The 23923-nt window shown below is 69.1% G+C and carries 22 protein-coding genes and 1 riboswitch; of the genes, 15 read left to right on the top strand and 7 right to left on the bottom strand.

The window, feature by feature from the left end; all coding sequences use genetic code 11:
* Positions 1-60: 60 nt before the first annotated feature.
* The 3 genes from EV645_RS36770 to EV645_RS36780 are packed head-to-tail and all read right to left on the bottom strand — an operon-like array spanning position 61 to position 3896.
* Positions 61-1179: a PQQ-dependent sugar dehydrogenase gene (locus tag EV645_RS36770; protein ID WP_130448983.1), complete on the bottom strand. Its 1119-nt coding sequence runs from the start codon at positions 1177-1179 to the stop codon at positions 61-63.
* A gap of 54 nt (positions 1180-1233) precedes the next feature.
* On the bottom strand, positions 1234-2520 hold the full coding sequence (locus EV645_RS36775) for an SAM-dependent methyltransferase (protein ID WP_130448985.1): 1287 nt from the start codon (positions 2518-2520) through the stop codon (positions 1234-1236).
* The gene (locus tag EV645_RS36780; protein ID WP_242000887.1) at positions 2517-3896 is read right to left on the bottom strand and encodes an FAD-binding oxidoreductase; all 1380 of its coding nucleotides are present in this window, start codon (positions 3894-3896) and stop codon (positions 2517-2519) included. The genes EV645_RS36775 and EV645_RS36780 overlap by 4 nt, the downstream gene beginning before the upstream one ends.
* A gap of 66 nt (positions 3897-3962) precedes the next feature.
* On the opposite strand from EV645_RS36780, the gene EV645_RS36785 reads away from it, so the two are divergent.
* The 5 genes from EV645_RS36785 (at position 3963) to EV645_RS36805 (ending at position 9270) form a co-directional block, all read left to right on the top strand.
* Positions 3963-4892, top strand: coding sequence for a 2-hydroxyacid dehydrogenase (locus tag EV645_RS36785; protein WP_130448986.1), 930 nt, complete (start codon positions 3963-3965; stop codon positions 4890-4892).
* A gap of 21 nt (positions 4893-4913) precedes the next feature.
* Positions 4914-6008, top strand: a complete 1095-nt coding sequence (locus EV645_RS36790) for a WD40/YVTN/BNR-like repeat-containing protein (protein ID WP_130448988.1) — start codon at positions 4914-4916, stop codon at positions 6006-6008.
* Complete coding sequence (locus tag EV645_RS36795) at positions 6005-6268, top strand: MoaD/ThiS family protein (protein ID WP_130448990.1); 264 nt, start codon at positions 6005-6007, stop codon at positions 6266-6268. Before EV645_RS36790 ends, EV645_RS36795 begins: the two co-directional genes overlap by 4 nt.
* 142 nt (positions 6269-6410) lie before the next feature.
* Complete coding sequence (locus tag EV645_RS36800) at positions 6411-8678, top strand: MMPL family transporter (protein ID WP_130448992.1); 2268 nt, start codon at positions 6411-6413, stop codon at positions 8676-8678.
* Between the two features lie 58 nt (positions 8679-8736).
* Positions 8737-9270 carry an AAA family ATPase gene (locus tag EV645_RS36805; RefSeq protein ID WP_130448994.1) on the top strand — a complete coding sequence of 178 codons (534 nt, stop codon included), beginning with the start codon at positions 8737-8739 and terminating at the stop codon, positions 9268-9270.
* 1 nt (position 9271) lies between these two features.
* Here EV645_RS36805 and EV645_RS36810 read toward each other — a convergent pair whose 3' ends face one another.
* The 3 genes from EV645_RS36810 to EV645_RS36820 all read right to left on the bottom strand — a co-directional run bounded on the left by EV645_RS36810 (position 9272) and on the right by EV645_RS36820 (position 11391).
* A complete protein-coding gene (locus tag EV645_RS36810; protein ID WP_277877156.1) occupies positions 9272-10198 on the bottom strand; it encodes a 5-aminoimidazole-4-carboxamide ribonucleotide transformylase in 927 nt (308 codons plus the stop codon).
* Position 10199: 1 nt separating this feature from the next.
* Positions 10200-10269, bottom strand: a riboswitch (ZMP/ZTP riboswitch).
* Between the two features lie 9 nt (positions 10270-10278).
* The gene (locus tag EV645_RS36815) at positions 10279-10650 is read right to left on the bottom strand and encodes a nuclear transport factor 2 family protein (protein WP_130448998.1); all 372 of its coding nucleotides are present in this window, start codon (positions 10648-10650) and stop codon (positions 10279-10281) included.
* Positions 10651-10668: 18 nt separating this feature from the next.
* Positions 10669-11391: a class I SAM-dependent methyltransferase gene (locus EV645_RS36820; RefSeq protein ID WP_130449000.1), complete on the bottom strand. Its 723-nt coding sequence runs from the start codon at positions 11389-11391 to the stop codon at positions 10669-10671.
* A gap of 164 nt (positions 11392-11555) precedes the next feature.
* Between EV645_RS36820 and ilvD the strand changes: the two genes are divergently transcribed.
* The 6 genes from ilvD (at position 11556) to serA (ending at position 20088) form a co-directional block, all read left to right on the top strand.
* A complete protein-coding gene (ilvD, locus tag EV645_RS36825) occupies positions 11556-13223 on the top strand; it encodes a dihydroxy-acid dehydratase (protein WP_130449002.1) in 1668 nt (555 codons plus the stop codon).
* Between the two features lie 296 nt (positions 13224-13519).
* Positions 13520-15271 carry an acetolactate synthase large subunit gene (locus EV645_RS36830; RefSeq protein ID WP_130449004.1) on the top strand — a complete coding sequence of 584 codons (1752 nt, stop codon included), beginning with the start codon at positions 13520-13522 and terminating at the stop codon, positions 15269-15271.
* 79 nt (positions 15272-15350) lie between these two features.
* A complete protein-coding gene (ilvN, locus tag EV645_RS36835; RefSeq protein WP_130449006.1) occupies positions 15351-16004 on the top strand; it encodes an acetolactate synthase small subunit in 654 nt (217 codons plus the stop codon).
* Between the two features lie 27 nt (positions 16005-16031).
* Positions 16032-17051: a ketol-acid reductoisomerase gene (gene ilvC / locus EV645_RS36840; RefSeq protein WP_130449472.1), complete on the top strand. Its 1020-nt coding sequence runs from the start codon at positions 16032-16034 to the stop codon at positions 17049-17051.
* Between the two features lie 128 nt (positions 17052-17179).
* Complete coding sequence (locus EV645_RS36845) at positions 17180-18373, top strand: S1 family peptidase (protein WP_130449008.1); 1194 nt, start codon at positions 17180-17182, stop codon at positions 18371-18373.
* Positions 18374-18489: 116 nt separating this feature from the next.
* On the top strand, positions 18490-20088 hold the full coding sequence (gene serA / locus EV645_RS36850; protein WP_130449010.1) for a phosphoglycerate dehydrogenase: 1599 nt from the start codon (positions 18490-18492) through the stop codon (positions 20086-20088).
* Positions 20089-20187: 99 nt separating this feature from the next.
* Here serA and EV645_RS36855 read toward each other — a convergent pair whose 3' ends face one another.
* The gene (locus EV645_RS36855; RefSeq protein ID WP_130449012.1) at positions 20188-20754 is read right to left on the bottom strand and encodes an O-methyltransferase; all 567 of its coding nucleotides are present in this window, start codon (positions 20752-20754) and stop codon (positions 20188-20190) included.
* A 146-nt stretch (positions 20755-20900) separates the two neighbouring features.
* On the opposite strand from EV645_RS36855, the gene EV645_RS42460 reads away from it, so the two are divergent.
* The 4 genes from EV645_RS42460 (at position 20901) to EV645_RS36870 (ending at position 23795) form a co-directional block, all read left to right on the top strand.
* The gene (locus EV645_RS42460; protein WP_198682109.1) at positions 20901-21056 is read left to right on the top strand and encodes a hypothetical protein; all 156 of its coding nucleotides are present in this window, start codon (positions 20901-20903) and stop codon (positions 21054-21056) included.
* Positions 21053-22102, top strand: coding sequence for a 3-isopropylmalate dehydrogenase (locus EV645_RS36860; protein ID WP_130449014.1), 1050 nt, complete (start codon positions 21053-21055; stop codon positions 22100-22102). The genes EV645_RS42460 and EV645_RS36860 overlap by 4 nt, the downstream gene beginning before the upstream one ends.
* An 80-nt stretch (positions 22103-22182) precedes the next feature.
* Positions 22183-23271: a branched-chain amino acid aminotransferase gene (locus EV645_RS36865; protein ID WP_130449016.1), complete on the top strand. Its 1089-nt coding sequence runs from the start codon at positions 22183-22185 to the stop codon at positions 23269-23271.
* Between the two features lie 125 nt (positions 23272-23396).
* A complete protein-coding gene (locus EV645_RS36870; RefSeq protein ID WP_130449018.1) occupies positions 23397-23795 on the top strand; it encodes a hypothetical protein in 399 nt (132 codons plus the stop codon).
* Positions 23796-23923 lie beyond the last annotated feature (128 nt).

Consider the following 23923-nt stretch of genomic DNA (forward strand, 5'->3'; position numbering starts at 1 on the left):
TCAGGTCGTCTGCTTACTTCACAAGTACCAGACGACCCAAGACTTGAAACGGTTGACGGCTCAAGACGTGCTGATAGTCACCCGAAGAATGCGGTCGTCGCCGTCGTGCGGCTGGCCGCGGCCGTCGGTGTTCGACGTCGTCACCCACAACGACCCGTCCGGCGCCACCTCGACCGTGCGCAAACGCCCGTAGGAGTTGGTGAAGAACGCCTGCGGCTCGCCGATTCGCTTGCCGTCGGCAACTGGTATCGCCCACAACCGCTCACCGCGCAGCGACGCCATGAAGATGTGCCCCTGCGCGAACGCGATCCCCGACGGCGACGCGTCGGCGGTGTGCCATTGCGCGATCGGATCGGTCATCCCGTCCAGCTGGCTGATCCCCTCGGCGGCGGGCCAGCCGTAGTTCGAGCCGGGCGTGATCACGTTCAGCTCGTCCCAGGTGTTCTGCCCGAACTCCGCGGCATACAGCTGGTTCCCGTCGAACGCGAGCCCCTGCACGTTCCGGTGCCCCTTGGTGATCCACACCCGCCCGTCCGGGTTCCCCGGCGCGGCCTTCCCGTCGGTGGTGATCCGCAGGATCTTCCCGCCGAGCGAGTTGTCGTCCTGCGAGTTCGGCCGGTCCGAGCCGTCGCCGGTCCCGGCGTACAGGAACCCGTCCGGCCCGAACCGCAGCCGCCCGCCGTTGTGGATCGCCGCCTTCGGAATCCCCTCCAGGATCACCTGCTGGTCGGACAGCTTCCCGTCCTGGTACGTGATCCGCGCGATCCGGTTGTCGTCGCCGCCTGAGTAGTACGCGTAGACGTACGGCTTGCCCGGATAGCCCGGATCCACCGCCAGCCCCAGCAGCCCGCCCTCGGACGAGGACTTCACGTCGTCGACCGTGCCGACCTCCGACACCTGCCCACCGGCGATCCGCTTGACCTTCCCCGAGTCCCGCTCCGCCACCAGCGCACTCTTGTCCGGCAGGAACGCCAGTCCCCAGGGCACCTCGATACCCGTTGCCACCGTCGACGCCACCGTCAGCTTCACCGCCGCCGGCTCGCCCACCGTGCTCGCAGTGGACGGCGCTGACGCAGACCCCGAACTACTCGGCGTCGCCTCCGAACACCCGCTGGCCAACGCCAACGCCGCAACCACTACCGCGGCCTGCCCCCGCCGCCTGACCCTGGTACTACTCACGCCGTCTCCTCCGCTAGACCTGCCTACTTACTACACCGCAGGTCAACGAAAGGTTCAGCTTCCCCAGGTGGGGCGGAGGGGGAAGTGGGAGTTGCCGCGGTCGTCGGGCTTCACTGCGAGGACCTGGTGGAGCTGGATGGTGTTGTGTTCGAAGCCGGCTCGGCTGGCGGCGAGGTAGAGGCCCCAGATCTTGGCGGTGGCGGGCCCCACTTCGGCGACGGCCTCGTCCCAGTGGGCGACGAGGTTGTCGTTCCAGGCGGCCAGGGTGAGGGCGTAGTGCTCGCGGAGGTTCTCCTCGTGGCGGACCTCGAAGCCGGCGTCCTGGGCCTCGGCGATGATGCGGCCGGAGCCGATCAGTTCGCCGTCGGGGAAGATGTAGCGGTCGATGAAGGCGCCGGTGTGGCGGAAGCGGTTGTCCGGCCGGGTGATGCAGTGGTTGAGCAGCCGGCCGCCCGGCTTCAGCCGGTCGAGCAGGAACCCGAAGTACGACGGGTAGTTGCGGACGCCGATGTGCTCGGTCAGCCCGATCGAGCTGATCACGTCGAAGTCCCGCTCGGGTACGTCGCGGTAGTCCAGGTACCGCACCTCGGCCCGGTCCTCGAGCCCCTCGCGCTTGATCGCCTGGGCAGCCCACTCCGCCTGTGCCGCCGACAACGTCACGCCGAGAGCCTGTACGCCGTACTCGCGCGCCGCGTGCCGGACCATCCCGCCCCAGCCGCAGCCGACGTCGAGCAGCCGCATGCCCGGCTTGAGGTCGAGCTTCCGCGCGACCAGGTCGTACTTCTCGTACTGCGCCTCTTCCAGCGTTGCGTCCGGAGTCGGATAAACGGCGCAGGTGTAGGTCATCGACGGCCCGAGCACCCACTCGTAGAACGTGTTCGACACGTCGTAGTGGTGATGGATCGCCGACTTGTCGCGCGCCTTCGAGTGCCGCAGCCCCTCGAACGTACGCCGCCACTTCGGCAGATGCTCCTGCGGCGGGGGAGGCGGCGGCTTCAGGTGGCTCCAGCCGAGACTGCGGACGATCCGCAGCGCCTCCGCGGCCGACGGCCGCTGGAAGTGGAAGCTGTCGAGGATCAGCCGCATCAGCTCGTACGGGTTGCCCGGGTGGACGCCGGTGATCTCCAGATCGCCCATCACGTACGCGCGGACCATGCCGAGGTCGCCGGGCGCCGTCAGGATGTACGACAGCCCGCGCTCGGTGGCCAGGTGCATGTGGATCGGCGTGTCCTCCGGTCCGGCCGCGCTGCCGTCGTACGCCGTGAAGCGGAACGGGAGCCCGCCCGGCATCACGGTCGTGAGGGCTTCGGCGATCGATACCTGGGTCGCTAGCGTCGTCATCGGCGCGTCACCGCCTTCTCGTAGAGCCCGGTGAGCCGGGCGTTCGGGTCGTAGCGTTTCTTCACCTCGGTCAGGGCCGGCACGTTGTACAGCCGGTCGAACGTCTCCCGGTCGTAGTAGGCGTCGGAGTACAGCGACTTGTGGCCGCCGAACTCGGTGACCGCGGCCTCGATCCGCCGGTTGACGTCTCCGTCGGCGTCCCCGGGGGCGATGGCCACGGTGCCCCAGAAGCCGACGTTCACGTAGGTCTCGCCCGGCTTGAGTGGATACAAAGGCCAGTCCGCGGATCCCCGCAGCCGCAGCGGGCACAACCAGACCGGCCGCATGCCCACCTCAGCGTCGAACCAGCGCAGGAAGTCCGCGAGCCGCTCGACCGGGATCTCCACATCCTGGACGACACGCTCACGATCCGGCTGGCCGCGGCGCCGGGCAATCCGCGCCGCCACCTGGTGCCGGTTCTCGAAGCCGACGATCTTGTGGAACACGTCGCTCCGCCGCCAGCGTTTCGGCCACAACCGCCGTACGACGGGCTGCTGCGCGCCGAAGGCCGCGGAACACCAGAACCAGTCGGTGTCCCAGCGCCACAGGTAGTCGTGCGCGGTGAGGAAGTCCTGCTGCCGCTGCTGGATCGAGCGGTAGTAGATCTGCTGGCCGGTGTAGTCGCTCGTCCTGGTCGCGGCGTCGCTGTTGCGGCCGAGCGTCAGGTACGCCTCGGCCGGGCTGAATACCACCCCGTCGACGAAGTGCACCGGGTCGCCGTCATACGCGCCTGAGGCAACGACCTCGTCGATCGCCGGAGCCAGCTCGTCGAGGCCGAGCCGCACGTGCCGCAGCGCGACGTACGGCGAGATCTTGTCGAGCTCGATCCGCAACCGGGTCGCGTACCCGAGCGTGCCGTACGAATTCGGGAACATCCGGAACAGGTCCGTGTGCTCGCCGTCCGGGCGAGCGGTGACGAGGTCGCCGGCGCCGGTGAGGATGTCGAGCTCGAGCACCGACTCGTGCGGCAACCCGGCCCGGAACGACGACGACTCGATGCCGAGTCCGGTCACCGCGCCGCCGAGCGTGATCGTCTTGAGCTGCGGCACGACCATCGGCGTGAGCCCGTACGGCAGGGTCGCCGCGACCAGGTCCTCGTAGGTGCACATGCCCTGGACGTCGGCCGTCCGCGCGACCGGGTCGACGCCGATCACACCGGTCAGCTTCGACACGTCCAGACCCGGCCGGTCGAGCTCGGTTCGCGGCCGGAAGAGATTCGAGGAGCGCTTCGCGAGCCGGACCGGGTCGCCCTGCGGGATGCGCTCGTACGACTCCCGCAGTCGCCCGACGGCCTGATCGTGGGCGAGCGTCGCCGCCAGATCCGATGTCGAAGGCACCGATCCAGAGTACGACGATGCACCCGCTCCGGCACCGGAAAAGTCATCGGATAGTAGGTTCGTCACATGGCTGACGTGAGGGCTTGGCTGCCCTGGGAGAACCCCGACGATTTCCTCGGCGGCATGCCGGAGGGGTACGACGTGGACTTCTACGCCGGCGGTGAGCGGCCGGCGTCGCTGGACCAGGTGGAGTTCTACGTGCCGAGCTACATGGGCGGCGGCGACGTGCTCGACATCGTCCGCGAGATGCCCGCGCTGAAGGTCGTGCAGCTGCAGACGGCCGGGTTCGAGCACGTCCAGTCGCGCCTCGCCGAGGGCGTGACGTTGTGCAACGCGCGCGGCGTCCACGACGCGTCGACGGCCGAGCTCGCGGTCGGGCTGATCCTGGCGACGTACCGGCGGCTGCCGCGGGCCGTCCGCGACCAGGAGCGGGCGGTCTGGCCGGACTCCTACGACGAGGTCGACGACTCGCTCGCGGACCGGACCGTGATGATCCTCGGGTACGGCGCGATCGGCGAGGCGCTCGAACGGCGGCTGAGCGGATTCGAGTGCGAGGTGATCCGGGTCGCGCGACGGGAGCGGGGCGGCGTACACCCGATCTCCGAGCTGCCGGAGCTGCTGCCGCGCGCGGACGTCGTCGTACTGCTGACGCCGGCCACCCCGGAGACGACGCGGATGGTGGATGCCAAGTTCCTGGCGAGCATGAAGGACGGCGCGCTGCTGGTGAACGTCGCGCGCGGTGTCGTGGTGGACACGGACGCGCTGCTGACCGAGCTCCGTACGCGCCGTATCAGCGCCGCCCTGGACGTCACCGACCCCGAGCCGTTGCCCGCCGGACATCCGCTGTGGTCTGCTCCGAACGTACTGATCAATCCGCATCGCGGCGGTGCCTCGACGGCGTTCGCGCCGCGCGTGGCCCGGCTGGTGCGTGCGCAGCTTGAGCGCTACGCGTCCGGGGTACCGCTCATCAACGTGGTGGCAGGTCCGCCACGGTAACCATCAAGTAGGAGGACGACGATGTCCGAGGCCGTACTGCTGATCGGAACCAAGAAGGGTCTCTGGATCGGCCGGAGCGACGCTGCCCGCAGGCAGTGGCGACTGGACGGGCCGGTCCCGGAGTTCGAGATGCAGGGTGTGTACGCCGTGGGCATCGACACCCGTGGCGACCGTCCGCGGCTGTTCGTCGGCGGCACCAGCGAGCACTGGGGTCCGGCGGTCTTCCACTCCGACGACCTGGGCGCGACCTGGGCCGAGCCGCCGGAGGGCTCGATCGGCTTCCCGGCCGACGCTGAAGCCTCGCTCGAGCGGGTCTGGCAGATCCAGCCCGGCCCGTCCGGCCAGCCTGGTGTTGTGTACGCCGGTTCGCAGCCGTCCGCGCTGTGGAAGTCGACCGACGGCGGAGTGACGTTCGAGCTGGTCCGCGGGTTGTGGGACCACCCGCACCGGACCGAGTGGGACGCCGGGTTCGGCGGGCAGGCCGTGCACACGGTGCTCCCGCACCCCACGGACCCCGATCGAGTCAGCGTCGCGATGTCAACCGGTGGTGTCTACCAGACGACCGACGGCGGTACGTCGTGGTCGCCGGCCAACCAGGGCATCCAGGCGAAGTTCTTCCCCGACCCGTACCCCGAGTTCGGCCAGTGTGTGCACAAGCTCGCCGGGCACCCCGACGTACCCGAGCGGATGTTCGCGCAGAACCACCACGGCGTGTACCGGTCGGACGACGGCGGCGCCATCTGGAAGTCGATCGCGGACGGGCTCCCGTCGGACTTCGGCTTCCCGATCGTGGTGCACCCACACGAACCAGAGACTGTATACGTATTCCCACTGGTTGCGGACGGCAACAGGATCCCGACCGGGGCGAAGTGCCGCGTCTACCGGTCTCGCGACGCCGGCTCCACCTGGGAGCCGTTGTCCGCCGGGCTGCCAGACGTGTCGTATGTGCCGGTACTGCGGGACGCGATGACGACCGACACCGCGGATCCGGCCGGCGTGTACGTCGGCACGCGCGACGGCTGCGTCTACGCGAGCGCCGACGCCGGCGACAGCTGGGTCGAGGTCGCCAGCCACCTGCCCGACGTACTCACGGTGCGCGCCGCGGTGGTCGGATGATCGCAGTACGCCTGCCCACCGTGCTCCGCCCGTTCGCCGGCGGCGCCGAGCGGGTCGAGGTCGAAGGTACGACGGTCGCCGAGGCGTTCGCAGCGCTGGACGCGCCATTGCGCCGACGGCTCACCGACGAGCAGGGCGGTCTGCGCCGGCACGTGAACATCTATCTGCGCGACGACAACATCCGCGACCTCGACGGCCTCGACACTCCGCTCGCCGACGGTGACGAGCTCCTGGTGCTGCCGAGCGTCGCCGGAGGGTGACAACCCGCTGTCACCGGCCGATGGCGCTCTGGTGACTGTGGGTGCCGAAGGGTTGTGGGCCTGCCCGGTGCCGATTTAGATTCGCCCGAGGGGGCCGACGGCTGGGCCGTCGCCTGGGGGGTGCCCGGGGGAGGGGCACCTTATGCACGCGTTTTTGGACCGGCTCGGGCGGGGAGCGGCACGCTTTCACTGGTTCGTGATCGCCGGCTGGCTGGTGGTGGTCGTCGGCCTGTTCGTACTGCGGTCCGCGTTCGGCGGCACGTACGTCAACAACTACACGGTTCCGGGCAGTGAATCGTCCGCTGGTTTGAACATCCTGAACAAGGACTTCGCCAGCGCCGGCGGGTACTCGGGCTCGATCGTGTTCCACGCCAAGACCGGCGCGGTGTCCGAGCACGCCGACGCGGTCAAGTCGTCGATGGAGGCCGTCGGCAAGCTGCCCGACGTCGTCACCGCCGTCGATCCGCTGGCGCAGAGCTCCTCGAGCTCACCATCGCCGTACATCTCGAAGGACGGCAGCATCGTCAATGCGCCGGTCTCGTTTTCGGTGGTGCCGGCGTCGCTCGACAAGTCGTACGTCGACAAGCTGGACGCGGCCGTCCAGCCGGCCCGGGCGGCCGGGTTGCAGGTCGAGTACGGCGGGGGCACCGGCCAGATCGGGAAACAGGCGGACGACGGCCCGTCGGAGGCGATCGGTCTCGCCCTCGCGCTGTTGCTCCTGTTCCTGATGTTCCGGTCGGTGGTCGCGTCCGGACTGCCGCTGGTGGCGGCGGTCTTCAGCGTCGGCGGCGGGCTGGCGGTCCTCGGGTTGCTCGCCGCGGTCAAGGACTTCCCGGTCTCGGCGCCGACTGTGGCGACACTGCTCGGGCTCGGTGTCGCGATCGACTACGGCCTCTTCCTGGTGTCGCGGCATCGCGAGCAACTGGACGACGGCATGGGCGTCGTCGAGTCGGCGGGCCGCGCGGAGTCCACCTCGGGCGCTGCGATTTTGGTTGCCGGCGGCACCGTTGTGATCGCGATCCTCGGCCTGTACGTGTCCGGCGTACCGTTCGTCGGCGCGCTCGGCCTGTCGTCGGCGATCGTCGTCGCGGTGACCGTGCTGGCCGCTCTGACGCTCATCCCGGCGCTGCTCGGCCTGGCGAAGTTCACGGTGCTGAACCGCAAGGACCGCCATCACCTCGCCGACGAACGCGAGCTCGAGGCCGGCCTCGCGGACGAGACCGCGATCGCCGCGCACCGCGCGGAGGAACGCGAACGCCGCGACACCAAGCACGAGCAGAGTGCCTTCGCTCGCTGGGGCCGCAAGGTGAGCGATCGGCCGTGGCCGTACGGCATCGCCGCGACGCTGGTGCTGCTCGTGCTCGCGATCCCGCTGCTGTCGATGAACCTCGGCCAGCTCGACGCCGGAACCGATCCGGCCGGCGACTCCAGCCGGAAGGCGTACGACCTGATCGCGCAAGGGTTCGGCCCCGGCGCCAACGGCCCGCTGACGGTCGTCGTACAGCTGCCGTCATCGGGTGACAAACAGACCTTGCTGAGCGGGCTCAGCTCCACGTTGCAGAAGACACCCGGGGTCGCCGCGGTCCAGCCGCCGAACACGAACAGCGCCGGGACGACGGCCATCATCAACGTCATCCCGACCACCTCGCCGTCGTCGGCCGAGACCGAGGACCTGGTCAACCGGATCCGCGACGATGTGCTGTCCGGCCAGCAGGAACCGACGTACGTCGTCGGCACCACGGCCGGGTACGTCGACTTCACCGAGAAGGTCGGCAGCCGGATGCCGTGGCTGATCGGGGCCGTCGTGGTGCTCGCGTTCCTGCTGCTCACGGTGGCGTTCCGCTCGCTGCTGATCGGGGTGAAGGCGGCCGTGCTGAACCTGCTGTCGGTCGGGGCGGCGTACGGCGTGATCGTCGCGGTCTTCCAATGGGGCTGGGGATCGTCGCTGGTCGGGATCGACGAGAACGTGCCGATCCCGTCGTTCGTGCCGATGCTGATGTTCGCGATCGTGTTCGGGCTGTCGATGGACTACGAGGTGTTCCTGCTGTCCCGGGTGCACGAGGCGTGGATCGCGACGAAGGACAGCCATCGCGCGGTGGCGATCGGGATCGGCGCGACGGCCCGCGTCATCACCACCGCGGCCGCGATCATGATCGTGGTCTTCCTGAGCTTCGTGCTGGACGACGACCCGACGGTGAAGATGCTCGCGGTCGGGATGGCGGTCGCGGTGCTGATCGACGCCAGCGTGGTCCGGATGATCCTGGTGCCGTCGGTGATGACGCTGCTCGGCGATCGGGCCTGGTGGCTGCCGCGCTGGCTCGACCGGATCGTCCCCGATATCCAGCTCGAGGGCGGTCCGCCGCCCGCACCGCCGGAGCCGGCGAAGGAGAAGATCGACGTCCCCGGCTGATCAGGGCGGAAAAGAAAAGACTGCAGTTTGCCGGCGGGTTTGGTTAGCGTCGGGCGTCATGAGCAACGTCCTTCTGCTGACCGGCCCGCCGGGCTCCGGCAAGACCACCGTGGCCCGTCTCGTCGCGACCGACGCGCCGCGGCCGACCGTCCATGTCACGACCGACGAGTTCTACCGGGCGATCCGCACCGGCTTCATCGCGCCGTACCTGCCCGGCGCGCAACGGCAGAACGAGGTTGTCGTCGACGTGATCGTGGCGACGGTTTCGGTCTATGCGCGCGGCGGCTACGACGTGGTGGTGGACGGGATCATCGGTCCGTGGTTCCTCGCGCCGTTCCGTGCGGCCGCCCGCGATTGGTCGATGTCGTACGTCGTACTGCGGCCCGACCTGGCGACGACCCTCGAGCGGGCGCGGTCCCGCGCCGCCGGTGAACTGAAGGACGTCGCGGCGATCACCGGCCTGCACGGGGCGTTCGCGGACCTCGGCGAGCTCGAGCCGCACGCGATCGACACGTCGGCATTCGATCCCGCCGCGACTGCTGCCGAGGTCCGCAAAATTGTTGCCTCAGGCGACTACCTGCTCGGCGCGTGAATCAATGCCTGAACAGGCGTACCCCCGTTGAGGACCAGGTGATCCCCAGGTCGGCGCAGGCCGCGGCGACCTCGGGTGAGCGGATCGATCCGCCCGGTTCGGCGATGTGGGTGACGCCGTGGCGATGCGCCTCCTCGACGTTGTCGATGAACGGGAGCGCGCCGTCGGACACCATCGCGACACCGGTCAACGGCTCATCCGACCGGCGCGACCACCACAGCTGCGCCTTCTCGCCGGCCAGCCGCGTGCAGTCCACCCGGGACTGTTGCCCGGCGCCGATGCCGATCGCCATCCCGTCCTTCACCATCACGACGGTGTTGGACTGGGTGTACCGGGCAACGATCAACCCCAGCAGCAGGTCCCGGGCCGCGTCGTCCGGCACGGCATCGTCGAGCAGGTCGCGAGTCAGCGGCAGCGCATCCCGCTCCTGCGTCAACCGCATGCCGTAGATCTCGCGCACTTCCTCGGCCGGCGGCTCGAAGCCGGGATCAGCTTCCAGCACCAGATAGGTCCCACGCTTCTTCGCCGCCAGCAGCTCGACCACACCCTCGTCGTACCCGGGCGCGATGATCCCGTCAGAAACAACCCGCTTCAACTTGTCGGCAAGCTCCAAGTCGACCGGATGCGAGACCGCCACGAAGTCGCCGTACGACGACTTCGGATCGGCGTCGCGCGCCCGCGCATAAGCCTCGACCACGCTCGCGCCAAGAGCCGCCCCGGCCGGCGACACATGCTTGTACGACGCAGCCGCCGGCACGCCGAACATCCGCGCAGCCTCCCGCACAAGCTGCCACCCGGTCAGCGCATCCAGCACATTGATGTACGACGGCGCACCCGAAACCACCGCGAACGGCGCACGATCAACCGGCGCCATCCCGGCCGCCTGATGTGGATTCATCCCATAACGCACGAAGACCTCCGAGGTCAGTCGGAGGCGCCCAGGCGGACGACGCCTTGCTCTTCGCTCCCCGGTGGTACCCCACCCTCGCCAGTCGCGGTCCCCTCAGCTTAGTCGCGCCACGCACCGGTCCAGTCGTAGAGCGGGGCTGTGGTGGCGTACTCGCGGAGATACGCGATGCGCCCCTGGTCGAGTCGTGCGACCGTCGCGCCGTCGAACGCGCCGGGCTCGCCCTTCCACGTGCACTCGAAATGCCACTCGACAACGAGCGTCTCGCCCGCCACGGCCCGCGAGGTGATCTCCCAGGCGTCGACGGTGCCGCCGGCGCCGAACCAGGCGTCCATCCATTGCTCGACGCGAGCCTTGCCACGGTAGATCGGCCCGTAGCACTCGATCACGACGCAGTCGTCGGTCAAGGTGTCGAGCACGGCCGCGTTGTCGTGCCGCCGCCAGCCGTCGATGTAAGCCTCGAGTAGGTCCACCGGCTCAGAGTAAGTCGGTCAGCGTTTGGTGGCCTGGAAGACGAGCAGGCGGGACTCGTTCGTCAGTGGCTCCTGGTGCCAGCCGCCGTGGACGGTGACGTCGGTGAAGCCTGCTGCGTGGAGGTCGGCGGTGATGTCGTCGGGGGAGCGGAAGTGGAGGGTGGTGCGGTAGACGGCGTCGTGGCCGTCGGGGAAGACGTTGTGGGCGTCGAAGATCACGCGGCCGTCGGTGACGTCGATCAGGTCGATCCATTCGACAAGATGGCCGACGGGGGTGTCGCGTTCGCCGTACGTCGTGTCGCGGGTCCACTGCTCCCATGCGCGTACTGCGGGATTGCGTGACTCGAAGCTGATCACGCCGCCCGGTCGGAGCGCATTCGTGAGTGCCGTGAAGACCTCGGCCTGGTTGCCGATGTGCATGATCGAGTTGCCGGCGCTGATGACGAGGTCGGCGTCGCCCGTGGGCTCGACGGCGCGGAAGTCTCCGTCGATCCAGGTGACTGCATCGGCACCCGGTTGGCGGCGCGCGTACCCGAGCATGGTCGGGCTCGGGTCGATCCCGACGACGACCCGTCCCGGCGCGACCAGCGAGCGGGTCAACAGGCCGGTGCCACAGCCGAAGTCCAGAACCTTGCGGGTATCGGAAGCCAGCGCGCGGTAGTAGGCGTGGTCCTCACCGGCGGGGTTGTCCACGTCGTACAACCCGACCAGCTGCTCGTCACCGTACGGATCGTCAGTCACCGCCGAATGCTAAACCAGGCGCCAGCTCGACAGGACGTATTTATCTACTACACACGACTGCAGGCGGGGCGTCCCGCCCGACGGCGACCAGTGGACGTATATGTCCTGTCGAGCTGCACACCACAACACAAAGCGGCAAGTTACGAAGGCATAGAGTGGCCCGCATGGTCGATGTGAAGCCCCGCAGCCGGACAGTGACCGACGGGCTGGAGGCCACTGCCAGCCGGGGGATGCTCCGCGCGGTCGGGATGGGTGACGACGACTGGGTCAAGCCGCAGATCGGGGTCGCCTCCAGCTGGAACGAGATCACCCCGTGCAACCTGTCCCTGGACCGGCTCGCCAAGGCCGTCAAGGACGGCGTGCACGCGGCCGGCGGGTATCCGCTCGAATTCGGCACGATCAGCGTCTCCGACGGCATCTCGATGGGCCACGTCGGCATGCACTACTCGCTGGTCAGCCGGGAGATCATCGCGGACTCGGTCGAGACCGTGATGGAGGCCGAGCGGCTCGACGGCTCGGTGCTGCTGGCCGGCTGCGACAAGTCGCTGCCCGGCATGCTGATGGCCGCGGCCCGGCTCGACCTCGCGTCGGTCTTCCTGTACGCCGGTTCGATCATGCCCGGCAAGCTCGGGGACAAGGACGTGACGATCATCGACGCGTTCGAGGCGGTCGGCGGGTGCGTGCGCGGCCTGATCACCCGCGACGAGGTCGACGCCGTAGAACGCGCGATCTGCCCGGGCGAAGGCGCCTGCGGCGGGATGTACACCGCCAACACGATGGCCGCGTCCGCCGAAGCCCTCGGTATGTCGCTCCCCGGCTCCGCTGCACCGCCGGCGGTCGACCGTCGCCGTGACGGCTACGCGCGCAAGTCCGGCGAGGCCGTCGTCGGGCTGCTGCAGAAGGGCATCACCGCCCGCCAGATCCTCACCAAGGAAGCCTTCGAGAACGCGATCGCCGTGGTGATGGCCCTCGGAGGCTCGACCAACGCGGTTCTGCATCTGCTGGCCATCGCCCGGGAGGCTGAGGTCGAGTTGACCCTCGCCGACTTCAACCGCGTGGGGGAGCGGGTGCCGCACCTGGGTGACCTCAAGCCGTTCGGGCGGTATGTGATGACGGACGTGGACCGGGTGGGTGGGATCCCGGTCGTGATGCGGGCACTGCTCGATGCCGGCCTGCTGCACGGCGACTGCCTGACCGTGACCGGGAAGACGATGGCGGAGAACCTGGCCGACATCGCCCCGCCGGACATCGACGGCACCATCATCCGCGCGCTCGACAAGCCGATCCACCACACCGGCGGCATTACGATCCTGCACGGCTCGCTCGCCCCCGAAGGTGCGGTCGTGAAGAGCGCGGGCTTCGACTCCGACGTCTTCGAAGGTACGGCGCGGGTCTTCGACGGCGAGCGCGCCGCGATGGACGCCGTACCGGATCTCAATGCCGGCGACGTCGTCGTGATCCGGTACGAAGGCCCGAAGGGCGGCCCGGGGATGCGCGAGATGCTCGCGGTCACCGGCGCGATCAAGGGCGCGGGTCTCGGCAAGGACGTGCTGCTGCTCACCGACGGCCGTTTCTCCGGCGGTACGACGGGACTCTGCGTCGGGCATGTTGCGCCCGAGGCCGTCGACGGCGGCCCGATCGCGTTCGTCCGCGACGGCGACCGGATCACGCTCGACGTCGCGAACCGCACCCTCGACCTGCACATCGACGCCGAGGAACTCGAACGCCGCAAGGAAGGCTGGACCCCGAACGCGCCGGCGATCACCAAGGGCGTGCTGGGCAAGTACACCCGCTTGGTGCGGTCGGCGTCCGAGGGAGCTGTCTGCATTTAGGGACAGATGTATCAAAATATGAGACACGGAGGCGCCCAACTTGACCCCGTCGTGGTCTGCGGGCGAATAATGCCTACATGCGATCGATTCTCCTCGTACTTGTGCGGCGCGCCGACTGACGCGACCACCGAGTCGAGCGCGCCCCTTCAGCCAACCCGGCCGAAGGGGTTTTTTGTTGCACGGGCGACTATCTGAGACCCAGTAGAGCCGGGACAACAGCCACAAGCGAGGATGGATCGGTCGCGACAGCACCGTTTCTTTGGGCAAAATTCGTGACAGGACAGGAAGGCTCTCTCATGAGTGAGCAGCTGACCGGGGCACAGGCTCTGATCCGCGCACTGGAACATGCCGGAGTGGACACCGTCTTCGGCATCCCGGGCGGCGCGATCCTCCCGGCGTACGACCCGATGCTCGACTCGACCCAGATCCGCCACATCCTGGTACGTCACGAGCAGGGCGCCGGCCACGCCGCCCAGGGGTACGCGGCCGCGTCGGGCAAGACCGGCGTGTGCATGGCGACCTCGGGCCCGGGCGCGACCAACCTGGTGACGCCGATCGCCGACGCGTACATGGACTCGGTGCCGATGGTGGCGATCACCGGTCAGGTGGCCGGTGCCGCGATCGGTACGGACGCCTTCCAGGAGGCGGACATCCGCGGCATCACGATGCCGATCACCAAGCACAACTTCCTGGTGACCGACCCGGCCGACATCGCCACCACGATCGCCGAGGCGTTCCACATCGCCTCGACCGGCCGGCCCGGCCCGGTGCTGGTCGACGTGACCAAGGACGCGATGCAGACCAAGGGCGTCGACTTCCAGTGGCCGACCGAGCTCGCGCTGCCCGGCTACCGGCCGGTGACCCGCCCGCACCCGAAGCAGGTGCGTGAGGCGGCTCGCCTGATCGCCGCGGCCGAGAAGCCGGTGCTGTACGTCGGTGGCGGTGTGATCCGCGCCCAGGCCAGCGCCGAGCTGAAGGAACTCGCCGAGCTGCTCGGCATCCCCGTGGTCACCACGCTGATGGCCCGCGGCGCGCTGCCGGACACCCACGAGCTGCACTTCGGCATGCCCGGTATGCACGGCTCGGTGTCCGCGGTCGGCGCACTGCAGCGCTCCGATCTGCTGATCACGCTGGGCGCCCGGTTCGACGACCGGGTGACCGGCAAGCTCGACTCGTTCGCACCCGAGGCGAAGGTCATCCACGCCGATATCGATCCGGCCGAGATCGGTAAGAACCGCGCCGCCGACGTGCCGATCGTGGGTGACTGCAAGGAGGTCATCACCGACCTGATCGCGGCGCTGCGGACCGAGATCGCGAGCTCCGGCCGCACCCCGTCGTACGACGCCTGGCGCGGCCAGCTGGAATCGGTCCGCGCGAAGTACCCGGTGGCGTACGACGAGCCCGAGGACGGCACGCTGTCCCCGCAGTACGTGATCGAGCGGATCGGCCAGATCGCCGGACCGGACGCCATCTACACCGCGGGCGTCGGCCAGCACCAGATGTGGTCCGCGCACTACCTGCCGTTCGAGAAGCCGCGTCATTGGCTGAACTCCGGCGGCCTCGGCACGATGGGGTACGCCGTACCCGCCGCGATGGGCGCCAAGGTCGCGCGCCCGGACAAGACCGTCTGGGCGATCGACGGCGACGGCTGCTTCCAGATGACCAACCAGGAGCTCGTCACCTGCGCGCTGGAGGGCATCCCGATCAAGGTTGCCGTCATCAACAACCAGTCGTTGGGCATGGTCCGCCAGTGGCAGACGCTGTTCTACGACAAGCGTTACTCGAACACCGACCTGCACTCGGCCCGGATCCCGGACTTCGCCAAGCTGGCCGAGGCGATGGGCGGCGTCGGGCTGCGCTGCTCCGACAAGGACTCCGTCGACGCCACCATCGACAAGGCGATGTCGGTCACCGACCAGCCGGTCGTCGTGGACTTCGTCGTGCACCGCGACGCGATGGTGTGGCCGATGGTCGCCGCCGGCGTCAGCAACGACGAGATCCAGATCGCCCGCGACATGGCCCCCAAGTGGGACGGGGAGGAGTTGTAGTGAGAGAGCGCAGCGAACGAACAAGTCCAGCACAGCCGACTCGTGCCTCATCGGCGCCCGGAGCGAAGCGAGGACGTCGATGAGTAAACACACTTTGAGCATCCTGGTCGAGAACAAGCACGGTGTGCTGGCCCGGGTGGCCGCGTTGATCTCGCGGCGGGGCTTCAACATCGACTCGCTCGCGGTCGGTCCGACCGAGCACCCCGAGGTTTCCCGGATGACCATCGCGGTCAGCGTGGACGAGCAGCCTTTGGAGCAGATCACCAAGCAGCTGAACAAGCTGGTGAACGTGATCAAGATCGTCGAGCTCGAGCCCAGCCAGACGGTTCAGCGCGAACTGCTGCTGGTGAAGGTCAAGGCGGACACCCTGACCCGCGGACAGGTGCTGGAGACCGTCCAGCTGTTCCGTGCGAAGGTGGTGGACGTGGCACCGGACGCGATCACGATCGAGGCGACCGGCAATCCCGAGAAACTCGAAGCCATGCTGCGGGTGCTGGAACCCTTCGGCGTCCGCGAGCTGGTGCAGTCCGGCATGGTGGCCATCGGCCGGGGCAGCCGCTCCATCTCCGACCGCACGCTGCGGCCGGTCCCGGTGCCTCCGCCGCACGTCCAGTCGGGTCCTCCGACCGTGCAGGCACGACCCGCCGAACGCGCGAGCCACACGAACCCCGCGAACCACCCGGTGCCGGGCCCGCCGCCAGGCCGGGCCGCCGCCGTACCGAATCAACACTAAGGAGAAGTGCCGCAAGTGGCAGCTGAAATGTTCTACGACGACAACGCCGACCTGTCGGTGATCCAGGGCCGCCACGTGGCCGTCCTCGGCTACGGCTCCCAGGGCCACGCCCACGCGCTCTCGCTGCGCGACTCCGGCGTCGACGTCCGGGTGGGTCTGCCGGAGGGCTCGAAGAGCCGGGCCAAGGCCGAGGCCCAGGGCCTGCGGGTGCTCACCCCGGCCGAGGCGGTCGAGGAGGCCGACGTCATCGTCGTACTCGCGCCGGACCCGGCCCAGCGCAAGCTCTACAAGGAGGCCATCGAGCCGAACCTGGTCGACGGCGACGCGCTCGTCTTCGGTCACGGCTTCAACATCCGGTTCGGCTACATCAAGCCGCCGGCCGGCGTGGACGTGTTCATGGTCGCCCCGAAGGGCCCCGGCCACCTGGTCCGCCGCGAGTACACCGAGGGTCGCGGCGTACCCGTGCTGGTAGCGGTCGAGCAGGACGCGACCGGCAAGGCGTGGGACCTGGCGCTCTCGTACGCGAAGGGCATCGGCGGTCTGCGGGCCGGCGGTATCAAGACCACCTTCACCGAGGAGACCGAGACCGACCTGTTCGGTGAGCAGGCCGTCCTCTGCGGTGGCGTGTCGGCGCTGATCCAGAACGGCTTCGAGGTACTGACCGAGGCCGGCTACCAGCCCGAGGTCGCGTACTTCGAGTGCCTGCACGAGCTCAAGCTGATCGTCGACCTGATCTACGAAGGCGGTATCGCCAAGCAGCGCTGGTCGGTCTCCGACACCGCCGAGTACGGCGACTACGTGTCCGGCCCGCGGATCATCGACGCGTCGGTGAAGCAGCGCATGAAGGAGGTCCTCGGCGACATCACCGACGGCACCTTCGCGGCCCGCTTCATCGCCGACCAGGACGCCGGCGCGCCGGAGTTCGCCGAGTTCCGCAAGCAGAGCGAGTCGCACCCGATCGAGGCCGTCGGCAAGGAACTGCGCGGCCTGATGGCGTGGGTCAAGTCCCACGACGACGACTACGTCGAGGGCACGTCCGCCCGCTGACCTGCAGGATTCTGAAGGGCCCGGACCGTCCAGGTGGATGGCCCGGGCCCTTTCTTTTGACACAATGTGTGACGGTAATGGTCCAAGGGCGTGGTTCAGGTGGGTGAGTGCGGGGGAGGTGACCGGCGGTGGAGGACGGCAGGAACGGGCTGCCGCGGCCGCCTCGGCGGATCCCCGCGAACGCCGGTTCGCTGACGCAGCTGGAGGTTCCCAGCCGACTCACTGCACCACCCCCGACACCGCCGGCCCGAAGGCCGTGGATCTTCGGCCGGATCCTGGCCGGGTTCGTCGTCCTGCTGGTGATCACCGCGGGTGGCGCAGGTGCGGGCTGGTTCGTCCATCAGCAGCGCCTGGACATCAACACCGACGAGGTACTGAAGGCGGCCGGTCCGGCGGTGGTCCGGGTGCTCGCGACGACGTGCGGCTCGACCGGCGAGGCATCCGGCGTGCTGATCGACAACGGCCGGGTGCTGACCGCGGCCTCGGCGGTGGCCAATCCGAGGTCGATCGTGATCATCACGCAGGACGGCCGGATCCGCCGGGCCAACCTGCTCGGCACGAGCGCGGACGGCGTCGCCGTACTGCAGTCGATCGGCCAGCCCGGCGCGCCGATACAGGTCGCCGCGGCCGACCCCGACCCGAAGGCGCAGCGGGCGCTGATCGGTTACACCGCGGCGGGCAAGCAGACGATCAACGAGGTCGGTTCGACGGCCGACCCGAGGGCCTTGAGCGAGGTCATGAACACGGCCAAGCTCGGCGGCCCGGTCGTCGACAGGTCCGGCGGTCTGATCGGGCTCGTCACCGGCGCCACGGTGCAGGCCGGCGCGATCGTCCCGCTCGAGAACCTCCGGGGGTACGCCGCCGTGGCGCCGTCGGGCGTCACCGTCGCGACGGCCGGGACCTGCGACCAGTCGCGTGGCCCGCAAGCCGCGGTCGTTCCGGCTCTTCAGGTCGCCGGGACGACGTTGAACGTCGAGGTGCAGCACTTGTTCGGCAACTACATCACGCTGGAGAACCAGCAGGACTTCCGCGGACTGCAGTCGCTGTACTCGGCGCGCTTCGCCCAGGGCATGACCGAGGCACGGGACCTGCACAACCACCGGACGTCGTACTTCTTCAACGCGAAGATCACCGATGTGGCACCGGACGGCTCGTACGCCCGGATGTCGTACGACATCCTGTTCGCCCCGACCGCGACCGGCGCGGGCGGCCAGAACTGCAACCGGCTCGACGTGCGCTTCCAGCTGGTCCGGGTGGGCGGCAAGCTGCTGATCGATCGAACCGTCCCGATGGCGACTGCGGTCAGCTGCGACAGTGACTGACCGTCATCCGGGCCCTCCAACGAGGCCCGGAGTGGACGCGGTACCATCGAGGCAGCGGGCACAGCGCGGTGCTCTGTTCATCATGAGCCCCTACCGCTTCTGCAGGAGATTCCTCCATGACTGACGTAAACCGGCCCGTCGTCCTGATCGCCGAAGAGCTCAGCCCGGCCACCGTCGAGGCCCTCGGCCCCGACTTCGAGATCCGCCACGCGAACGGCGCCGACCGCGCCGAGCTGATCCCGGCCATCGCCGACGTCGACGCGATCCTGATCCGCAGCGCCACCAAGGTGGACGCCGAGGCGCTCGCCGCCGCGAAGAAGCTGAAGGTCGTCGCCCGCGCCGGCGTCGGCCTCGACAACGTGGACGTGAAGGCCGCCACCCAGGCGGGTGTGATGGTCGTCAACGCGCCGACCTCCAACATCACCAGCGCCGCCGAGCTCGCCGTCGCCCTGCTGCTCGCCTCCGCGCGGCGAGTCCCGGCCGCGAACGAGTCGCTCAAGAAGGGCGAGTGGAAGCGCAGCAAGTACTCCGGTGTCGAGCTGTTCGAGAAGACCGTCGGCATCGTCGGCCTTGGCAAGATCGGCGTCCTGGTCGCGCAGCGGCTGGCCGCCTTCGGAATGAACGTGATCGCCTACGACCCGTACGTGCAGGCCGGCCGGGCCGCGCAGATGGGCGTCCGGCTCGCCACCCTGGACGAGCTGCTGGCGACCAGTGACTTCATCTCGGTGCACCTGCCGAAGACCCCGGAGACCATCGGCCTGATCGGCGACGAGCAGCTGCACAAGGTCAAGCCCGAGGTCATCATCGTGAACGCGGCCCGCGGCGGCATCGTCGACGAGCAGGCGCTCTACTCTGCCTTGAAGGAAGGGCGTGTGGCCGGCGCCGGCCTGGACGTGTTCGCGTCCGAGCCGTGCACCGACTCGCCGCTGTTCGAGTTCGAGAACGTCGTCGTCACGCCGCACCTCGGCGCCTCCACCGACGAGGCGCAGGAGAAGGCCGGTATCGCGGTCGCGAAGTCGGTCCGCCTCGCGCTGTCGGGCGAGCTGGTCCCGGACGCGGTCAACGTCCAGGGCGGCGTGATCGCCGAGGACGTCCGCCCGGGCATCGGTCTGACCGAGAAGCTGGGCCGGATCTTCACCGCGCTCGCCGGTGGTGTCGCGCAGCAGCTCGACGTCGAGGTGCGCGGTGAGATCACGCAGTACGACGTGAAGGTGCTCGAGCTCGCTGCGCTGAAGGGCGTCTTCGCGGATGTCGTCGAGGACAACGTCTCGTACGTCAACGCGCCGCTGCTGGCGGCCGAGCGGGGCCTCGAGGTCCGGCTCGTCACCGACCACGACAGCCCCGAGCACCGCAACCTGATCACGCTGCGCGGCACGCTCGCCGACGGTGTTCAGGTCTCGGTGTCCGGCACGCTGATCGGCGTACGGCAGTCGGAGCGGCTGGTCGAGATCGACGGGTACGACGTCGAGATCGAGCTCGCCGCACACCTGGCGTTCCTCACCTACGAGGACCGGCCGGGCGCGGTCGGCCAGATCGGCCGCATCCTCGGCGACGCCGACGTGAACATCGCCGGTATGCAGGTCAGCCGCGACCGCAAGGGCGGCAAGGCCCTGGTCGCGCTGTCGGTCGACTCGAAGATCGCCCCGACCGTCCTCGACGACATCGCCGCCGCGGTCCAGGCCGACACCGCCCGCACCGTGGACCTCGAAGCCTGATTGAGACGAACGACTGATTTACTGGAAGCGGCCAGCCGCCCGCAGGCGCATGGCGGCCGGCAAGGGCCCGGGCTCAATAGCCCGGGCCCGCTCCAATTCCTAGTGCCTGGTGGCAAGCAGTACGGCGGCGTCGGGGGCGACCATCACCTCGACGGTCGTGAAGCGCTTGTCCATCAGCCATTCCTGGCGGAGCGTGTCGACGCGGCCCTCGTACATCGGCGGCCACACCGCTGACGGCGTGAAGTCGTCCAGTACGACGAAACCGCCGGGCTCGACCACGTCCGCGATGATGTCGCGGGCCGAGAGCTTGGCCTCGCGCGCGTCCACGAACAGCAGTGCGAACGGTCCGCGCTCGATCAGCGCGGTCCAGTCGGCCGAGACGACCTCGATCCGCTCGTCGGCGGCGAACAGCTCCGCGACCACCTGCGCCAGCTGCGGATCGCTCTCCGCGGTGACGATGTTCGTCGACTCCCCGGCGCCGCTGCGCAGCCAGGCAGAGCCGACCCCGCAGCCGGTCCCGAGCTCACCGAGCAGGCCGGTCTTCGACGCGGCGAGCGAGGCGAGCAGCCGGCCGGTCTCGTTGCGGGTGGAGCTGACGAATCCGCGCCGGCCGGACAGGCTGAGGGCCGCCGACACCAGCGGCGGCAGTTCTGGAGGAGCACTCACCGGCTGAGAGTTGCACAGGTCCGGTCCAGGACCAGCACCGGGATCTCACATACCGGGACAAGGTGCCCGCATAGTGGTGAACTAGTCGGACGTGCGAGTAAATTCGTGCGCATCCTGCCGCCCACGACATATTTGGGAGCAGCAGCATGTACGACATGTATCCAGCCAACTGGCCCGCGATCGACGCCCGGGAGCGGAAGGCGGCCCGCCGTCGCCGTACCGCCCGCCCGGCCAGTGACGAGGTCAAGGCTGTCCAAGAGGCCATGAACCGCCGTGACAATGGGGGAGAACCCAAGAAGTGAGCGAGAACAAGAACTTCACGCTGGCCGTCGTTCCCGGTGACGGGATCGGACCGGAGGTCACCACCGAGGCCCTCAAGGTCCTCGACGCGGTAGCCGCGCAGCACGGCGTGACGTTCGAGCGGACCGAGTACGACCTCGGCGCGAAGCGCTGGCACGCCACCGGCGAGACGCTGCCGGACGCCGAGCTGGAGGAGATTCGCAAGCACGACGCGATCCTGCTCGGCGCGGTCGGCGACCCGAGCGTCCCGTCCGGCGTGCTCGAGCGCGGTCTGCTGCTCAAGCTCCGCTTCACCCTCGATCACTACGTGAACCTGCGGCCCTCGAAGATCTACCCCTCCGTCGGCTCCCCGCTGGCGAACCCGGGCGAGGTCGACTTCGTCGTCGTCCGCGAGGGCACCGAGGGTCCGTACGTCGGCAACGGCGGCGCGCTCCGGGTCGGGACTCCGGCCGAGATCGCCACCGAGGTGTCGGTCAACACGGCGTACGGCGTCGAGCGGGTCGTCCGTGACGCGTTCGCGCGCGCCATGGCGCGGCCGCGCAAGAAGCTCACGCTGGTGCACAAGAACAACGTGCTCGTGCACGCCGGTCACCTGTGGAAGCGGACCGTCGACAAGGTCGCGGCCGACTTCCCCGAGATCACCGTCGACTACCTGCACGTGGACGCGGCGACGATCTTCCTGGTCACCGACCCGGCCCGGTTCGACGTGATCGTCACCGACAACCTGTTCGGCGACATCATCACCGACCTGGCGGCCGCGATCAGCGGCGGGATCGGGCTGGCCGCGAGCGGCAACATCAACCCGGACCGGACCGCGCCGAGCATGTTCGAGCCGGTGCACGGCTCCGCGCCGGACATCGCCGGCCAGCAGAAGGCCGACCCGACCGCGGCCATCCTCTCGGCGTCGCTGCTGTGCGAGCACCTCGGCCTGACCGAGGCGGCGCGTGCGATCGAGGCAGCAGTCGAGGCCGATATCGAGGAGCGCACGGGGGTAGCCCGCAGCACCGCCGAGATCGGCGACGCGATCGCCAAGCGCGCGGCGGGCTGACCGGTGACCGTCGGTGAGGCCCCCGCTGCGGCCGGGGCCGATGCTCGCATGACCACTTGGTCGAGAGGTACGGTGCGGCTATGAGCGCCTTAGAGTTCACCGTTGAGCCGAGCACCCATTTGGCCGGCGACGACCAGCGCGCCCAGATCCTGGCGAACCCGGGATTCGGGCAGTACTTCTCCGACCACATGGCGATCGCCACCTGGACGGCCGAGAAGGGCTGGCACGACGCGCGGATCACCGCCTTCGGACCGCTGGAGTTGTCTCCCGCGACCGCGGTGTTCCATTACGCCCAGACCATCTTCGAAGGGATGAAGGCCTACCGGCATCCCGACGACTCGATCCATCTGTTCCGCCCCGAGGCCAACGCGGCCCGGTTCCAGCGGTCCGCGCAGCGCCTCGCGCTGCCCGAGCTGCCGACCGAGGCCTTCCTCGACTCGCTGCACAAGCTGGTCGAGCTCGACAAGGCCTGGGTGCCGGGCGGCGGCGAGACCTCGCTGTACTTGCGCCCGTTCATGTTCGGGTCCGACCCGTTCCTCGGCGTACGGCCGTCCAGTCACGTGACGTACTGCTTGATCGCGTCGCCGGCCGGTTCGTACTTCGCCAAGGGCGTGAAGCCGGTCCGGATCTGGCTGAGCGAGGAGTACACGCGGGCGGCCCCCGGCGGCACCGGCGCGGCGAAGACCGGCGGCAACTACGCCTCCTCGCTGCTCGCTCAGGCCGAGGCGATCGAGGAGGGCTGCGACCAGGTCGCGTTCCTCGACGCGGTCGAGAAGAAGTGGGTCGAAGAGCTCGGCGGGATGAACCTGTACTTCGTCCTCGACGACAACTCGGTGGTCACGCCGGAGCTGTCCGGCACGATCCTCGAGGGCGTCACCCGGGACTCGATCCTGAAGCTCGTCACCGACCTCGGCTACACCGTCACCGAGCGGAAGATCTCGGTCGACGAGTGGCGCGAAGGCGCGGCCTCCGGCAAGGTGCGCGAGGTCTTCGCCTGCGGCACGGCCGCGGTCGTGACCCCGGTCGCCTCGCTGAAGTGGAAGGACGGCGAGACCCAGATCGGCGACGGCAACGGCGGCCCGGTCACCGCAGCCGTCCGCAGCGCCCTCCTCGACGTCCAGTACGGCCGCGTAGCGGACCCGCACGGCTGGATGACCCGCATCTCCTGATTCGCAGTTCGATCAGTGGCCCGGCGCAACCAGCCGGGCCACTGCTCTTTCATAGGATCTTTTCAGGTCTGAAGGCCGGACTGGTGGTCGCTGCGCGACGGTTCGGTTCGGTAGGGTCGGGCGCCATGAGCAGCTTCCCGGATGAAGTCGAGGGCTACTACGTCGAGCTGGCCGAGCGTCGGCGATGGTCGGACGAGACGTCGGCGGCGATCCGGGCGACGGTGGAGCTGATCCGGGATCTGGACCGCGGTACGGCGCCGCGGACGTACGGTGCGGTTGCCGACGACCACGGCACCGACTGGCTGTACGAGGCGGTCTGGCACGAGCGCGAGTGGGTCGTGATCCGCCAGCTCGGCTCGGGCGAGGACGGCGAGGTCACCCGGTACTGGTGGCAGCGGCTCGAGGACGACGAGGGCATGCTCACCGACCAGGCGCTCGACCGCGAGGAGTGGGGACTGCGGCCGTTGTCCCGCGAGGACTTCTACACCGCGTGGGACGACCCCGGATGGTCGCTCAGCGCCTGACCCCCACCCCCGCCGACCACCCTCCCCGCCCGGCCGCCGCCACTCGCCGACCAACCTCCCCGCCCAGCCGCCGCGACCCGCCCCGCGCCGACCACCCTCCCCGCCTGGCCGCCGCCACCCGCCGCGTG

It is taken from the genome of Kribbella rubisoli (assembly GCF_004217145.1).
Taxonomy (GTDB): Bacteria; Actinomycetota; Actinomycetes; order Propionibacteriales; family Kribbellaceae; genus Kribbella; species Kribbella rubisoli.

Excerpts from the sequence above, each read along its gene's own strand:
- ilvC (WP_130449472.1), top strand. The coding sequence starts at position 16,032 with ATGTTCTACGACGACAACGCCGACCTGTCGGTGATCCAGGGCCGCCAC.
- EV645_RS36785 (WP_130448986.1), top strand. The coding sequence starts at position 3,963 with ATGGCTGACGTGAGGGCTTGGCTGCCCTGGGAGAACCCCGACGATTTC.
- ilvN (WP_130449006.1), top strand. The coding sequence starts at position 15,351 with ATGAGTAAACACACTTTGAGCATCCTGGTCGAGAACAAGCACGGTGTG.
- EV645_RS36795 (WP_130448990.1), top strand. The coding sequence starts at position 6,005 with ATGATCGCAGTACGCCTGCCCACCGTGCTCCGCCCGTTCGCCGGCGGC.
- EV645_RS36775 (WP_130448985.1), bottom strand. The coding sequence starts at position 2,520 with ATGACGACGCTAGCGACCCAGGTATCGATCGCCGAAGCCCTCACGACC.
- EV645_RS36790 (WP_130448988.1), top strand. The coding sequence starts at position 4,914 with ATGTCCGAGGCCGTACTGCTGATCGGAACCAAGAAGGGTCTCTGGATC.
- EV645_RS36870 (WP_130449018.1), top strand. The coding sequence starts at position 23,397 with ATGAGCAGCTTCCCGGATGAAGTCGAGGGCTACTACGTCGAGCTGGCC.
- EV645_RS42460 (WP_198682109.1), top strand. The coding sequence starts at position 20,901 with ATGTACGACATGTATCCAGCCAACTGGCCCGCGATCGACGCCCGGGAG.
- serA (WP_130449010.1), top strand. The coding sequence starts at position 18,490 with ATGACTGACGTAAACCGGCCCGTCGTCCTGATCGCCGAAGAGCTCAGC.
- EV645_RS36805 (WP_130448994.1), top strand. The coding sequence starts at position 8,737 with ATGAGCAACGTCCTTCTGCTGACCGGCCCGCCGGGCTCCGGCAAGACC.
- EV645_RS36800 (WP_130448992.1), top strand. The coding sequence starts at position 6,411 with ATGCACGCGTTTTTGGACCGGCTCGGGCGGGGAGCGGCACGCTTTCAC.
- EV645_RS36865 (WP_130449016.1), top strand. The coding sequence starts at position 22,183 with ATGAGCGCCTTAGAGTTCACCGTTGAGCCGAGCACCCATTTGGCCGGC.
- ilvD (WP_130449002.1), top strand. The coding sequence starts at position 11,556 with ATGGTCGATGTGAAGCCCCGCAGCCGGACAGTGACCGACGGGCTGGAG.
- EV645_RS36830 (WP_130449004.1), top strand. The coding sequence starts at position 13,520 with ATGAGTGAGCAGCTGACCGGGGCACAGGCTCTGATCCGCGCACTGGAA.